Annotated in this window: 11 protein-coding genes and 1 pseudogene; 1 reads left to right on the forward strand and 11 read right to left on the reverse strand. The window is 64.2% G+C overall.

Translation table 11 applies throughout. The annotated features are described in order from the left end of the window. Positions 1–86: 86 nt before the first annotated feature. From cobA to nirB, 4 genes and pseudogenes are all read right to left on the reverse strand, one after another. Positions 87–824: a uroporphyrinogen-III C-methyltransferase gene (gene cobA / locus G7026_RS15050; protein ID WP_181071731.1), complete on the reverse strand. Its 738-nt coding sequence runs from the start codon at positions 822–824 to the stop codon at positions 87–89. A 46-nt stretch (positions 825–870) separates the two neighbouring features. Continuing rightward, on the reverse strand, positions 871–3,570 hold the full coding sequence (locus tag G7026_RS15055; RefSeq protein ID WP_181071732.1) for a nitrate reductase: 2,700 nt from the start codon (positions 3,568–3,570) through the stop codon (positions 871–873). A gap of 61 nt (positions 3,571–3,631) precedes the next feature. After that, the gene (nirD, locus tag G7026_RS15060) at positions 3,632–3,958 is read right to left on the reverse strand and encodes a nitrite reductase small subunit NirD (protein ID WP_181071733.1); all 327 of its coding nucleotides are present in this window, start codon (positions 3,956–3,958) and stop codon (positions 3,632–3,634) included. Between the two features lie 34 nt (positions 3,959–3,992). Continuing rightward, positions 3,993–6,442, reverse strand: a pseudogene (nirB, locus tag G7026_RS15065) (nitrite reductase large subunit NirB). A gap of 484 nt (positions 6,443–6,926) precedes the next feature. On the opposite strand from nirB, the gene G7026_RS15070 reads away from it, so the two are divergent. Beyond that, positions 6,927–7,232, forward strand: coding sequence for a class I SAM-dependent methyltransferase (locus tag G7026_RS15070; RefSeq protein ID WP_181071734.1), 306 nt, complete (start codon positions 6,927–6,929; stop codon positions 7,230–7,232). A 6-nt stretch (positions 7,233–7,238) separates the two neighbouring features. Here the strand turns inward: G7026_RS15070 and G7026_RS15075 are convergent, their stop codons facing one another. From G7026_RS15075 to G7026_RS15105, 7 genes are all read right to left on the reverse strand, one after another. Next, on the reverse strand, positions 7,239–8,912 hold the full coding sequence (locus G7026_RS15075) for a bifunctional protein-serine/threonine kinase/phosphatase (protein WP_181071735.1): 1,674 nt from the start codon (positions 8,910–8,912) through the stop codon (positions 7,239–7,241). 51 nt (positions 8,913–8,963) lie between these two features. Next, positions 8,964–10,175: a nitrate/nitrite transporter gene (locus tag G7026_RS15080; RefSeq protein WP_181071736.1), complete on the reverse strand. Its 1,212-nt coding sequence runs from the start codon at positions 10,173–10,175 to the stop codon at positions 8,964–8,966. Positions 10,176–10,506: 331 nt separating this feature from the next. Next, positions 10,507–10,950, reverse strand: coding sequence for a thioesterase family protein (locus G7026_RS15085; RefSeq protein ID WP_181071737.1), 444 nt, complete (start codon positions 10,948–10,950; stop codon positions 10,507–10,509). Positions 10,951–11,174: 224 nt separating this feature from the next. Then, positions 11,175–11,870: a hypothetical protein gene (locus G7026_RS15090; protein ID WP_258190294.1), complete on the reverse strand. Its 696-nt coding sequence runs from the start codon at positions 11,868–11,870 to the stop codon at positions 11,175–11,177. Positions 11,871–11,872: 2 nt separating this feature from the next. Then, entirely contained in the window at positions 11,873–12,994 is a 1,122-nt protein-coding gene (locus G7026_RS15095; RefSeq protein ID WP_219858451.1) for a methyl-accepting chemotaxis protein, read from the reverse strand. A gap of 38 nt (positions 12,995–13,032) precedes the next feature. Then, positions 13,033–13,827, reverse strand: coding sequence for an ABC transporter ATP-binding protein (locus G7026_RS15100; RefSeq protein WP_181071739.1), 795 nt, complete (start codon positions 13,825–13,827; stop codon positions 13,033–13,035). 10 nt (positions 13,828–13,837) lie between these two features. Continuing rightward, a complete protein-coding gene (locus tag G7026_RS15105; RefSeq protein WP_181071740.1) occupies positions 13,838–14,827 on the reverse strand; it encodes an ABC transporter permease in 990 nt (329 codons plus the stop codon). Positions 14,828–15,059: the final 232 nt, after the last annotated feature.

Genomic DNA, 15,059 nt, shown 5'->3' on the forward strand with positions numbered 1-15,059 from the left:
GGTCGCCCTTTTTTGTGCTTGTTGGAAAATCCCCGTTGGCATTCGCTGCCTGGGCCGGCGTTGCCGGCTTCGGTCTGCTGTATGGCTCAGGCGCTCAGCTGCACTTCGGCCAGGGTCGTCTGTGCGGCCACTTCACCAATGACCAGGATCGCCGGACTCTTCAGCTCGAAAGCCCGTGCATCGAGGAGCATCTCGTCCAGGCGCGAACGGCATTCACGTTGCTCAGGCATCGATGCGTTCTCGATCATCGCCACCGGCGTCTCGCTTGCCATACCGCCTGCAAGCAGTCCGTTCTGCACCTGATCTAGCTTGCTGACGCCCATGTACACCACAAGGGTGGTACCGGTCTGCGCCAGCGCCTGCCATTGAGGGCCACCATCATCCAGGGTATGGGCGGTTACCAGGGTCACGCCACGGGCGACGCCGCGATGGGTCAGGGATATGCCGCATTGGGTGGCGCCGGCCAGCCCGGCGGTGATGCCGTTGACCAGCTCCGCTTCGACACCCCGGGCGGCAAGCCACTGAGCTTCTTCGCCGCCGCGGCCGAAGATACAGGGATCGCCGCCTTTCAGGCGCACTACGCACTTGCCCTGACGGGCATAGCGCAGCATCAGCCGATGGATGAACGCCTGGGGCGTGGAGCGACAACCGCCACGCTTTCCGACGCGGATGACCCGTGCGCCCGGACAATGCTCTAGCACGGCGGGGTTGACCAAGTCGTCGATCATTACCACCTGGGCTTCGCCCAGGGCGCGTACGGCCTTGAGCGTCAGGAGCTCCGGATCGCCCGGGCCCGCACCGACCAGCCAGACTTTTGCGCTCATTGCTTCACCTCATTCGATACGACTGCCACAAAGATGTCGAAAGTGCTCATGCCAGCTCCGGTTGGCGCGCCAGCATCCGCTTGATTTCCGGTACGCAGGACCCGCAACTGGTTCCGCAGCCCAGCTCGCGCTTGAGCCCGTCAAGATCCAGCCCGGCAGCAATGCCGCTGGCGACGGCTTGCTGACTGACGTTCATGCAGTTGCACAGCGTTCGGTCGCAGGCCGAGCCGGCCTTGCCCGGTGGAGCGCTAAGCGGCGCCAGTAGCCAGCGTCGCAGCTCGGCATCGGCGCTGCCGCTTTGCCACAAGCCTTTGAGCCAATGGCGCGCCACCGTTTCTCCGGCCAGGCGCAGGGAAACGATGCGATTTTCTTCGATGCGCACCCGCTTACCGATGGACCGTTGGACGTCGTCGTAGGCCAGAACCGGACCTTCCTGGAGGCCGAGCAACTGGTCTATGAGCTGCAACTGCGCGCTTTCAGGTGCCTGGTTAGCAGCGGCGCGGATGATCAGCGCAGGGCGGTCTCGGCCGGCCAGGCTGAAGCTTGCATAGTCGAACGCTTCGAACAGCGGGCGCAGCGCGTTGAATCGGCGCTGCACGTCGTGTTCCACGAGGGCAAAGAACTGCCAGGGCAGGGCGACCTGCTCGACTTCGATCGCGGCGTGCTTGAGTTCGGGCTGTTTAGAAAGGGGGTCGTGGTCCGGCAGCGTCAGGACGTTGCATCCCAGGCCCTTGAGAAAGCGATCGCCCCAATGCATTGGCAGGAAGGCTTGGCCAGGCTGCAGCGTGTCGTCCCGGGTCACCGGCAGGATGAGGCTGCCGCGGCGGCTGCGCAGCCGTACCAGCTGACCTTCGAGCAGGCGTCTGCGCCGCATGTCGTCCGGATGCAACCCGAGGAGCGCTTCCTCGACGTGACCGAAGAGCTGCGCTGCAGTGCCGGTCCGGCTCATGCCATGCCATTGATCGCGCAGGCGTCCGGTATTGAGCGTCAGGGGATAGCGCGCTTCGCGCCGTTCCCGTGGAGCCTGATAGTGCTCGGCAATGAAGCGGGCACGGCCGTTGGCGGTGGGAAAGACCCGGTTCGCGTAAAGTCGCGTAGTGCCGGTTACGCTGCCGTCGGGGAATGGCCATTGCTGCGGGCCGATCCGCTCGATCAGCGCATAGTTCAGGCCGGTGAGATCAAGGTCCCGGCCGCGCGTCAGTGCCTTGTATTCGTCGAACAGCTGGTCGGGCCGCTGGTAGTCGAAGCGGCTTGGCTGCTCCGGATGCAAACGTATTTCCAGGCGCCGTGCGAAGTCGCAGGTGATCGACCAGTCTGCCCGCGCTTCGCCCGGGGCTGGCACTGCACTACGTACCCGGCTGACGCGGCGTTCGGAGTTGGTGACCGAACCCTCTTTCTCGCCCCAGCTCGCCGCCGGCAATAGGAGGTCGGCATAGCGGCACGTCTCGGTGGTGAAGAACGCTTCCTGCACGACGACGAAGGGGCAGGTGGCAAGCGCCTCGTGGACGCCTCGCTGATCCGGCACCGACTGGGCGGGGTTGGTGCAGGCGATCCACAACGCCTTGATCTTCCCGGCGCGAACCTTCTCGAAGAGGTCGATGGCGTGTAGGCCGGGCGTTTCCGGAAGCTGCTCGACGCCCCAGTAAGCGGCCACCTCCTTGCGATGTTCGGGATTGCCCGCCTCGCGATGGCCCGGAAGCAGGTTGCTCAGGCTTCCGGTTTCCCGACCGCCCATGGCGTTGGGCTGTCCGGTCAGGGAGAAGGGGCCGGCGCCCGGCCGCCCGATCTGGCCGGTGGCCAGGTGCAGGTTGATCAGCGCGCTGTTCTTCGCGCTGCCGGCGGTGGACTGGTTCAGCCCCATGCACCAGAGCGACAGAAAGCTCGGGGCATTGCCGATCAGACGGGCGCACTGCTGCAGCGCCTCGACCGGGATCGCGCAGAGTTCGGAGACCATGGCCGGGTTGTAGTCGCGCACCAGCGCCTTGAGCGCCTCGAAGCCCTCGGTATGAGCGTCGATGAAGGTCCGGTCGACCCAGCCTTCCCACAGCAGAATGTGCATCAACCCATGGAACAGGGCCACGTCGCTACCCGGTTGGATGGCCAGGTGCAGATCGGCCAGGTCGCAGGTATCGGTGCGCCGCGGATCGACCACGATGACGCGCATCTCCGGGCGCCTCGCCTTGGCTTCTTCCAGGCGCCGGAAGAGTACGGGGTGGGCATAGGCCATGTTGCTGCCGACAATCAGCAGGCAGTCGCTCAGCTCGATGTCTTCATAGGAGCAGGGCGGGGCATCGGCGCCCAGGCTGCGCTTGTAGCCGACCACTGCCGACGACATGCACAGCCGCGAATTGCTGTCGATATTGTTGGTCCCGACAAGGGCGCGCGCCAGTTTGTTGAAGGCGTAGTAGTCCTCAGTCAGCAGCTGGCCGGAAATGTAGAACGCCACGCTGTCCGGGCCATGCTCGCGGATGGCCTCGGCAAATCGGTCGGCGACGTGGTCCAGGGCGTTATCCCAGTCGATGCGGGCGCGTGCTAGACCTTTGCCCAGGCGCAGTTCGGGGTATAGGCCGCGAGCGGCGATATCGCCGGTGAGGTGCAGCGTCGAACCCTTGCTGCACAACTTGCCGAAGTTGGCCGGATGATCCGGGTCACCCTTGACGTTGTGGATGCGCGTTCCGTCGTGCTCGATCAGAACGCCACAGCCGACGCCGCAGTAGCAGCAGGTGGACGCGGTTGTCTGATGCATGGCGGCATCTCCTGGCAGGTAAGTTATGGTCTGAAGCGGCGAAAGCCTGGCGCGAGGCGTGTCATGGATGGGCGGTCTGCAGGTTCAGCGAAAGCAGCACACGACCGTTCTCCACCTTGGCGTCGTGGCGGTGGGCGCAGCCGTTGTCCGGAGCGACCGCATCGCCGCTCTCCAGGCTGATCTGCCAGTTGTGCAGCGGGCAGGCCACTAGCCGGCCGTAGACGATGCCCTGGGACAGCGGGCCGCCCTTGTGGGGGCAGCGATCGTCGAGGGCGAAGACTTGGTCGTCCGAGGTGCGAAACACCGCAATGGCCCCTGCGGGGCCTGCCACGATGCGCGCGCCGAGCGGGTTGATGTCTTCCAGTGCGCAGATGTCGAGCCAATTCATCGGTAGGTCCTCATGCAAGCCGTGCGACGTTCATTCAGGCGGGTTCGATCGTTTGCAGGCGGATCGTCTCGTACTCTTTCTTGAGCGCCTGGTCGGCGATCTGCTTCTTCCAGCCGTCTCCTTCGAAGCTGAGCGAGAACATCAGCCGCTGATGCAGCTCCTTTCGGCGCAGCGGGTCGCCGAGGACGATTTTCTTGATGTAGTCCAGGCCGACACGCTGCATGTAGTGCACCGTGCGCTCGAGATAGAACGCCTCTTCGCGATAGAGCTGGAGGAATGCGAAGCTGTATTCGGCCACGTCGCCCTCCGTCTTGACCTTGACGAAGAACTCGCCGGCCTCGGTCTTGATGCCACCGTTGCCGCCGATATAAAGCTCCCAGCCGGAATCGACGCCGATGATGCCGACGTCCTTGATTCCCGACTCGGCGCAATTGCGTGGGCAGGCCGAGACCGCCAGCTTGACCTTGTGCGGCGAATACATGCCGAACAGCGCTTTTTCCAGGTCGATGCCCAACTGAGTGGAATTCTGGGTACCGAAGCGGCAGAACTCCTGGCCGACACAGGTTTTGACGGTGCGGATCGACTTGCCGTAGGCGTGCCCGTCGGGCATGTCCAGGTCCTTCCACACGGCCGGCAGGTCTTCCTTGCGGATGCCCAGCAGGTCGATGCGCTGTCCGCCGGTCACCTTGACCAGCGGCACCTGGTACTTGTCGGCCACATCGGCGATGCGCCGAAGCTCGGCGGCATTGGTGACGCCGCCGAACATGCGCGGGACGACGGAAAAGGTGCCGTCCTTCTGGATGTTGGCGTGGGCCCGCTCGTTGATGAAGCGCGACTGAGGATCGTCCTTGGCCTCGCCCGGCCAGGTCGAGATCAGGTAGTAGTTGAGTGCCGGGCGGCAGGTCGAGCAGCCGTTGGGTGTGCTCCAGGCCATGAACTGCATCGCTTCTGCCACGCTGAGCAGGTGGTGCTCGCGAATCGCCTGGCGTACCTGGCCATGGTTGAGGTCGCTGCACCCGCAGATGGCTTTCTCGCTCTTGGGCTTGACGTCCGCCGCGCCGCCGACGGTGTTCATCAGGATCTGCTCGACCAGGCCGGCGCAGGAGCCGCATGAGCTCGCGGCCTTGGTGTGCTTCTTCACGTCGTCCACGGAGAACAGGCCGTGCGCCTGGATCGACTTGACGATTGTTCCCTTGCACACCCCGTTGCACCCGCAGACCTCCATGTCGTCGGGCATCGACATGGCTTGTTCTGGCCCTGATGGCCGGTGTCTCCGATGGCGCCTTCGCCAAACATCAGATGGTCGCGGATTTCGCTGACATTGTGATGCTCGCGAATCTGCCGGAAATACCAGCCGCCATCGGCGGTGTCGCCGTAGAGGCAGGCACCCACCAGCACGTCGTCCTTGATCACCAGCTTCTTGTAGATGCCGCCGATGGGGTCCGACAGGGTGATGGTTTCGGTGCCTTCGGTGCCCTGGAAGTCGCCGGCCGAGAACAGGTCGATGCCGGTGACCTTGAGCTTGGTCGAGGTCACCGAACCCAGGTAGCGCGAGAAGCCCAGCATCGCCAGGTGGTTGGCGCAGACCTTCGCCTGTTCGAACAACGGCGCCACCAGCCCGTAAGCCGTGCCGCGGTGATTGGCACATTCGCCGACCGCATAGACGCGCGGATCGTAGGTCTGCAGGGTATCGCTGACCAGAATCCCCCGATTGCAGGGAATGCCCGCTCTTTCGGCGAGTTCGCAATTGGGACGAATGCCCGCGGCCATGACGACGAGATCTGCCGGAACCACCTCACCGTCGGTGAACTTGACCGCACAGACGCGTCCTTCGCCATTATCGAGCAGCTCGGCGGTGTGCTTGGGCAGCAGAAACCTGAGTCCGCGTGCTTCGAGTGAGTCCTGCAGCAAACTTCCGGCCGTGCGATCGAGTTGGCGCTCCATCAGCGATTCGCCGATATGCACCACGCTGACGTCCATGCCGCGCAGTTTCAGTCCGTTGGCCGCTTCCAGGCCGAGCAGGCCGCCGCCGATCACCACGGCGTGACGGTGCGTGGTCGCGGTTTCCATCATCGTGCGGGTGTCGGCGATATCGCGATAGCCGATCACACCCCGCAGGGTGTTGCCGGGTACCGGCAGCATGAAGGGGGTGGAGCCCGTGGCGATCAGCAGCCGGTCGTACTCGGCTTCGCTCCCGTCTTGGGCGATGACGCGCCGACCGGCGCGGTCGATCTGCATGACCTTGCTGTTCACACGCAGCTCGATGCCGTTGTCGCGGTACCACTGCAGGTCGTTGAGGACGATGTCTTCGAAGTTTTGCTCTCCGGCCAGCACCGGTGATAGCAGGATGCGGTTGTAGTTAGGGTGCGGCTCGGCACCAAAGACGGTGATGTCGTACAGCTCCGGTGCGAGCTTGAGCAGTTCTTCCAGAGTACGCACTCCGGCCATGCCGTTGCCGATCATCACCAGCTTGAGTTTCTTCATGCCGATCTCCCACCGAGCGCCGGCGATTGCTCCGGCGTACCTAAAATGCAAAAACAAAAAGGCGTCCCACTGGTTACCCAGTGAGGACGCCTTTGTCCGGTCCCGTTCTCGGGAAGCCTGACCCTCCTCGTTGAAGGCCAAGCTTTATGTGAATTGCGTCGATGCCAATGCAGGTGGTGTGCCAGTCGGTTACTTGTACATAAAATCAATAAGTTATGGATTTTTGGTGATGTTATATCGAGATTATGGCGCACCTCGTTGAGGCGCCTTGCGCAGCGATGGTGCAGTTTGCGTGGGGTGCGCGTCGCTCGATCAGGGCGTTGACAGCCTTCGCTGGGTTTAAATAAAGTTGGGTCCTTGCGCCGATTTAGTCAGCTACTTGCGGGGCGCCAGGGATCGAGAGATCCCGAAATACCGCTAAAGCGCTGGTTCGGTGTTGCCTCTCACCGCTGCCCAGCGGAACCCACGAGGCGGGAACCCATCGATGAACGCAAAACTTCCTTCCCTTTGCCTGGCCCCGGCCGCGCAGAACCCTTGTAGCCGCAAAGTGCTGTTGGTCGGTGGCCACCAGCCGGCGCTGCTCCGTTGCCTTGACGGCTGGCCCAGGCACCGTGGCAAGCCGCGCGCGCTGCTGATCCAGTTCAATGCCGATGCCTGTTCGCTGGCCGAGTATCCGGACGACGCGTTCGATCTGGCCGTGGTGCAGGCGCCCGCAGCCGATGAGCTCGATCATTGCGTTCGCGAATTGACCCGCGTGGCACGGCAGGGGCTGATCACCCGGCGGCGCTGATCTCGCTCAGCCGTTGCCGATCAGCCAGACAAGTCCAGCCAGGTTGAGCAACAACGAGGCGAGTGCGATCGCGCGCCAGGTTTTCAACGGCTCGCGTTCGAGCAGCGGTCGGGTACCGCCTGGGGCGATCGTCTGTTCGCCCTGTTCGAAGGCCAGCAACCATTCCTCGGCGGTTTCGAAGCGTTGCTCAGGGTCTGCTGCCAGTGTCCGCAAAAGCAGCCTTTCCACCCAGTCGGGCAAGTCCGGGCGGTAGCGCGACGGCGGCACGGCGGTACCGAAGCGCGGGCGCTGGAAGGCTTCGATCTCTCCGTACGGGTAATGCCCCGTGAGCAGGTAATAGAGGGTCACGCCTGCGGCATAGATATCCTGCCGGGGGCTTGGCGGCTCGCCCCTGAAGGCTTCCGGAGCGATGAAACTCGGCGTGCCCGGCAGGCTGTTGGGCTCGTCACGCGACAGGCCGGGGCAGTACGCCAGGCCGAAGTCCAGCAGGCGCAGCTCGCCGTCGTCATCCATATGCAGGTTCTCCGGTTTCACGTCGCGGTGCAGGATGTTGCGTCGATGCAGCATGCCGAGCGGACGGATTACCCGTGGCGCGGTTTCCAGCCACTGGGTCAACGGCATCGGACCCTGTTGTCGAAACCGTTGCGCCAGGCTCTGGCCCAGGTACTCGCGCTGCACGTAGTACAGGTGCTGGCGCTGCGCCAGGCTATGCAATTCCGGAAAGCAGCGCCCGGCCACGCGGCGCAGGAACCACTCCTCCTGCAGCAGCGCAGGGCCGGCCGACGGATCTTCGCTGCGACTCGGGGGCAGGGTTTTCAATAGCCAAGGGTGTGCTTGGGCATCGGTTACCCGATAGATCATCGACTGCCGGGATTCGGCGAGCAGCCCCTCGACCGTCCAGCCTTCGAACCGTTGCCCGGCGCGCAGTCTCGGTGGCAGGGGCCATTGCTCCAGCTGGGCGAGGTTGTCGGCCAGACCTGCCTCGGGCAGCGCCTGTACCCGCACGAGCACGGCGCTGGCGTTGTCTCCGCTTCCGGCCAGGTGCGCCGCCTTTACCAGGGTGCTGGCGGAGCGGGAGAGGTCGGGCTCAGCCTGCAGGACTTCGGCGATGTCGCGCTCGGGCAGGGCCGACCAGACGCCGTCGCTGAGGACGACGAAACAGTCGCCTTCGCGCAGCTGGCCTTCGAGAAAGTCGACCACCAGATGCTGGTCCAACCCCAATGCGCGCTTGAGCACATGCTGCATGCCCGGTTGCTGCCAGATGTGATCTTCACTGAGGCGTTCGAGTGTGGCGTCAGCCCAGCGATACGCCCGGCAGTCGCCCACGTGGGCCAGGGTGAAACGGGTGCCGCGCAGCACCAGGGCGGTGAGCGTGGTCAGCAGCGGCTGGCCGTTGCCGTTGGCCTGTAGCCAGCGATTCTGCGCGGCGAGTAGCCGCTCGAGTGCATGGGTTACCGCCCAGGTTTCGGGCGTCGAGTAATAGTCGAGTGCCAGGGCCTGCAGGGTCGCGCGGGCGGCCAGACCGCCGTCGGCGCAATGACTGACGCCGTCGGCCACCGCCAGCAGGAAGCCCTTGCTCAAGGCAAGCGAGGGTGCCGGTGTGACGACACGGATGGCGTCCTGGTTTTCGCTGCGCGGGCCAGTGGCGCTCGCTTCACCGAAGGTCAGTTGCAGGGGCATGGAGAGTTCCGCATAGGGCAACAGCCACCGGTTGCGGCGGCTGCGTCAGGATCAGACCCGGGCGGCGGTCACCGCGGCCGAACCCCAAGTGGTCCGCCAGCGCTGCTTGACGTTGTACAGGCCGATCCAGGCTAGCACGCCGAGGCTGGCGAAAAGCCAGAGGCCGAGCTGATAGTCGCCGGTGGCCTGTTTGACGGCGCCAAGGCCGGCGGTCAACAGAAATCCACCGACGCCGCCAGCCATCCCCACCAGGCCGGTCATCACGCCAATCTCCCGGTGGAAGCGCTGCGGTACCAGCTGGAATACCGCGCCGTTGCCGGCGCCCAGGCTGAGCATCGCGACCACGAACAGCGCCAGCGCGGCGGTCGAGCTGGGCAGGTTGATTCCGACCAAGGCGATGCACAGGGCCGCCACGGTATACATCACCAGCAGCGAGCGGATGCCACCGATACGGTCGGCCAGGGCTCCGCCGAGCGGGCGCATCATGCTGCCGGCGAATACGCAGGCCGCCGTGTAGTAGCCGGCCTTGACCGGGTCGAAGCCGTATTGGTCGTAGAAGTAGCCGGGCAGGGTGCTGGCCAGGCCGAGGAAGCCGCCGAAGGTCACGCTGTAAAAGAACATGAACCACCAACTGTCCGGGTCGCCCAGTGCCTTCATGTAGTCGGCCATGGACTTGGGTGCCGGACGGTTGGGCGCGTTGCGCGCCATCCCCGCGAACAGCACCAGGACCAGCACCAGCGGCACCAGTGCCAGGCCGAATACGTTGTTCCAGCCGAACAGTGCGGCAAGCCCCGGGGCGAACAGCGCCGCCAGCACCGTTCCGGAGTTACCCGCCCCGGCGATGCCCATGGCCTTGCCCTGATGTTCGGCCGGGTACCACTGGGAGGCCAGCGGCAGCGCCACGGCGAAGGAGGCGCCGGCGAATCCGAGGAACAGGCCGAGCAGCAGTGCCTGCTCATAGCTGCGAATGCCGAACGACCAGGCCAGCAGCAGCGCGGCAATGACCATCACCTGACCGAGCAGACCGGCAGTTTTCGGTGAAGTACGGTCGGCCAGCATGCCGAGCGCGAGGCGCAGGATCGCGCCGGAGAGGATCGGGGTGGCCACCATGAAGGCGCGCTGCTGGGTAGTAAGCCCGAGGTCGGCGGCAATCTGTACCCCCAGCGGCCCGAGCACATACCAGACCATGAAGCTCAGGTCGAAGTAGAGAAAAGCGACGAACAGGGTCGGCGCATGGCCTGCTTTCCAGAAACTCGTATTCATCTTGCACACCTCTCCGTCATGGGCCGACTAGCGCCTGGGCGCGACGCTGGCCGGATGCACCGCTTGCTGCGCGTCGCAGCATGAAGCGCGCTTTCGGGCGTAAAACGAAAAAGGCGCCACGCGCTTGCCGGAAATTCCGGCAAGCGACGCGACGCCTTTGTCTGCATATGGCGCAACCGTCGTTGGCTGCGGGGTTAGCCGCAGCAAGATCCCTGCCAGCCACTCGTCTAACCTTCTAGCCGGCGCTTGCTGCAGTCACTTGACCGATGTGACGGGTGAGTTGTGCGCGAAAGAGGGGCGCTTTGTGCGCGTCATGCTTCCTGATGGCGCATCAGTCGAGGCGATTGACGCGGGGGAAGCGGCTGGCGAAGTCATCCGGCATCGACGCGACGCGCGCGGCCGAATAGTCGTAGAAGACGAACCCGGATTTCGCCATGGCGATCAGGCGTTCGTCGTCAGGGCGGGTGATGCGGAAGATGATGTCGCCACCGTAGCGATTGAAGTCCATCACGCCAACCTCGAACAGCAGGGCGTCGCGCGCATGCGCTTCGGCACGGTAGGTGGTCGCCAGGTCGGTGACGATGATGCCGACGCCCCTGCCGTTGGTTTCGCGGATGCCAAAGGCATAGAGGAACCGGGCGCGCGCTTCGGAAATCATCGAGATCATCGAGTCGTTGCCAAGGTGGTTGGCCCCGTTGATGTCGGTGACCCGCACCGTCATCTGGGTCGAAAAGTAGAATTGGTCTTCGGGAAATTGAAGGTACAGGCGGGCCATGGTGCTCTCATTGGCTAGTAGCGTGTTTTGAAAAGTTGAATCGCTCGACGTCGTGGGCTTGAGCCCCGTCTATGGAGCGCCCTCAGCGGCGAACGCAGCCTGCAGCCCGCCAGGTCGCAGGTGATTTACGTGTAAGCAGCGCGACGTGCGAACGCTGACTTTACGTGTCCGCGTTCCAGGTCCTAGCAAGATTCAGCCGGCTGATGGTCGTGCGTCGCCACTGGTCAGGCAATGCTGTGGCGAATGCCCTGCAAACGTTCGTCGATGATCGGCGTGATCAAAGCGTAACATTCGGCGGGCGCTAGGCTGACACGCGGTGCGTCGATCAGGTTGTGCTCTAGATGAGCTATCAAGTTGCTTAGAGCTTTGCCACCATTTGGGTCGGCGAGGCGTTGGCAGAGATAGCGCATCTGGATCTGCATATCCAGCGGGCACTTTTCGTAGTTGGCCGCACGCACCGCCAGCCCGCGCAGCCGACCGAGGTCTTCCAGTGCACGGCACGCTTCGCACAGCCCGGTCACCTGAGGATTGCCCTGAAAGGCCAGGCGCAGTTCGAGCACATGAATGTTTTCGAGCAGTTGTTCGATGAGGATGCAGTGCGGCTCAAAGTCTGCCGGGTTCTGGCGAATCTGCTGCCATAGAGCGCGCATTGCGGGTCGGTTTTCCTCACCTTTCCACTCCTGCCAAAGCTGGTCGAGGCGGGCGGCGACCTCCAGTCGCTGCGTTGTGGCTGCGGCATCACGCTGGCCGCCGAGCCCACGGTGCTTCTGCATGAACTGAAGGACCTCCAGCACGTGCTGCAGCGCCTGGACATCGGTCGCGGTGAGGCGCTTGCGGTGCCGTACGGCAGCGACGCGACTGAGGTGGTTGCCGAGTAGTACCAGGCAGGCGGCCAAGGTCAGGGCGATCGATACTTCCATGGTCAGGCTTCCGTACGGCTGAGGCGCGTGAGGTAGAGCGTCAGGCTGTGCAGCTCTTCGGCCTGGGTGCGCTGGCGCTCGACGCCGGTTTCGACGTGGTCGAGCTGTTCGCGCAGCAGGCGGTTGCTGTGTCGCTGCTCTTCGAGGGCCTCTTGCAGGCGATCGAGTTCTGCAAGGCTGAGCTGGCTGCGTCGCGCCAGCTGATCGAGTTCGGCGGCCAATGCGCTGCTCTGTTCGCCGCTTTGCTCCAGCAATTGCTGGTGCTGAACGACTTCGACTTCGACACGGCGCACCGCGTGGCCCGTTGTGGCGACCACGCGGGTAATGTCCTGGGCGGCGCGGTCGCTGCTCAGCGCCAGCTGGCGGACCTCGTCGGCAACCACAGCGAAGCCGCGACCGTGCTCGCCTGCCCGTGCCGCTTCGATGGAGGCGTTGAGGGCGAGCAGCTGTGTCTGTTTGGCGACGGTCTGGATGCTCAATGCGGCCTTGCCCACGGCAGCAGTGTCCTGCAGCAGTTGGCCGACCGCATCGGAGGTACGCTGCATGCTCTCGCGCACTTCGGTCATGGTGGTGCTGACGAACAGCGCGCTGTCGCGACCGGCCTGGCTTTCCCTATGGGTTTCGGCAAAGGCATGCATCGCTTGCTGACCCAGCGAGCTGACGCGCTCCAGGCTCTGGCTTAACTCCATGCTGGCGTCGGTGATCGCCAGCACTCGCTGAGCCTGGTCGACACTGCTGTGCTCGGCTGTGCCGGCCATGCGCTCTAGGGCGTCGCTGGCGAATTGCACTTCACTTCGTAGACGTTCGCTGCGCAGGGATTGGGCGCCAAAAGCGGCGACCAGATCCTCGCGTGGCTCGCTGAGCCCCTGCTGCTGACCGAGCATGGCCAGCAGATGATCACTATGGCGCTGGCTCGCGCGGCGTTTGCGCTGCTCGGTCAGTTGCAGGCCCGCGGCGATGCTGGCGAGAGCCAGTGCCAGCAGCTGTTGCTGCCAGAGCGCCGTGATACAGGCCGTGGCCCAGGCCGCGAGCAGTAACCAATCCTTGTATGGCTGCAGGGAGGCGGCTGTCGATGCTTGTGGCACGGAGCGCGCCGGGTGCGTGCCGCTCAGTACTCTGTCCATGCTGATAGTCCTTTTCATTTACCGTCGCGGCCTGCCTATCAGGCCGCCGGGCGCTGCTGGCGCTGATAGAGGAACTCCAGCACCTGGGCTCGATAGGCGTGGTATTGAGCGTCGTGAGCCAGGACCATGCGGTCGCGTGGGCGGGGCAGGTCGACGCGCAGGATCTCGCCGATGGTTGCCGAGGGGCCGTTGGTCATCATCACGATGCGGTCGGAGAGCAGCACTGCCTCGTCGACGTCGTGGGTGATCATGATCACGGTATTGCCGAGGTCGGCGTGGATCTCCATCAGCGAGTCCTGCAGGTGCGCGCGGGTCAGCGCGTCGAGAGCGCCGAAGGGCTCGTCCATCAGCAGCACCTTGGGTTGCATGGCCAGCGCGCGGGCGATGCCGATGCGCTGTTTCATGCCGCCCGAAATCTCGCTGGGGCGCTTGTCTCGCGCGTGGGTCATGTGTACGAGCTCGAGGTTGTGCTCGATCCACTCGCGCATTTCGCGTCTGTTTTTTTGGCCCTTGAATACTTCCCGTACCGCCAGCTCGACGTTTTCGTAGCAGGATAGCCAGGGCAGCAGGCTGTGGTTCTGGAACACCACGGCGCGCTCCGGGCCAGGTTCGTTGACCTCGCGGCCGTCGAGGATGACGCCGCCGGTGGTGGCCTGATACAGCCCGGCGACGATGTTCAGCACCGTCGACTTGCCGCAGCCGGAGTGTCCGATCAGCGAGACGAACTCGCCCTTGGCTATGCGCAGGTTGACGTTCTGCAGCGCGCAGTAGAGCCCCTTGTCCGTGGGGAAGCTGATACCGACGCCGGTGAGTTCGAGATGGGCATTGTTCATGGTGGTTTCCTCAGCGCAGGTCTGCGTTCTTGTCCCAGCTCACGCGGCGCTGAAGCATCAGCATGATGCGATCCAGGGCGAAGCCGATCAGGCCGATGACGATCACCGCGACCATGATCCGGCCGAGCGAGTTGGAGCTGCCATTCTGGAACTCGTCCCAGATGAATTTCCCGAGGCCGGGGTTCTGCGCCAGCATTTCCGCGGCTATCAACACCATCCAGCCGGTCGCCAGGGACAGGCGCAAGCCGGTGAAGATCATCGGAATGGCCGCCGGCAGGACGATGCGGCGCACGTGGCTGAGGGGCGACAGGCGCAGCACCCGGCTGACGTTCTGCAGGTCCTTGTCGAGGTTGGCGACCCCGACGGTGGTGTTGATCACCGTTGGCCACAGGCAGCAAAGCGCCACGGTCAGCGCCGAGGTGACGAAGGATTTAGCCATCAGCGGATCGTCACTGACATACACCGCGCTGACCACCATGGTCACCAGCGGCAGCCAGGCCAGCGGCGACACCGGTTTGAAAATTTGGATCAGCGGATTGATGGCGTTGTACACCGGCTTGCTCAGCCCGCAGACGATGCCCAGCGGGACCGCGATCAGCGAGGCGATGGCGAAGCCGGTCATCACGGTGTAGAGGCTGGTGAAGATCTGCTCGAAGAAGGTCGGCTTGCCGGTATAGGGGCGGATCTTCACCTCGGCGGTCGGGTCCTTGGCCAGGCGCTCGGCGTTGCGCTGCTCCTGCCGCTCGTAGAAAGCCGCGGCCCGCTCGCGCTCACGCAGGTGCCCATCGACCAAGCCGTCGAACTGTGCGGCGACCTGCACCGGGCCGGGGAACTGGCCGAGGCTGGTCTGGATATTGGTCGCCACCAGCTGCCAGAACAGCAGGAAGGCGAGGATGCCCACCAGCGGCATGATGACTTGCGGAAGCCAACGCTTGAGCCGGGCCTGACGGCCGACCCTGAGGGTTTGTTTGATGTTCTGCACGACGGCTGGATTGCTCATCGACGTGTTCTCCAAAAGGGGAGCCGGCAGGTATGTGAAACTACTGCGCTCGGTTATGCCGCGTTAAACAGGCTTGGATGCGAGCGCAGTCCGCTTCCTCACCTTGACTCGCTGCGTTCGCCCTTGGGGCCAGCCTCTGGCTGTACTCCGTTGGTCGTCGCGCCTTGCCTGGGCGGCCCCGCCTAGCCTTCACTCGCTACGTTTCACACAGCCTGCAGTGAGACTCCCATAG

The organism is Stutzerimonas azotifigens (assembly GCF_013522725.1).
Classification (GTDB): Bacteria; Pseudomonadota; Gammaproteobacteria; order Pseudomonadales; family Pseudomonadaceae; genus Stutzerimonas; species Stutzerimonas azotifigens_A.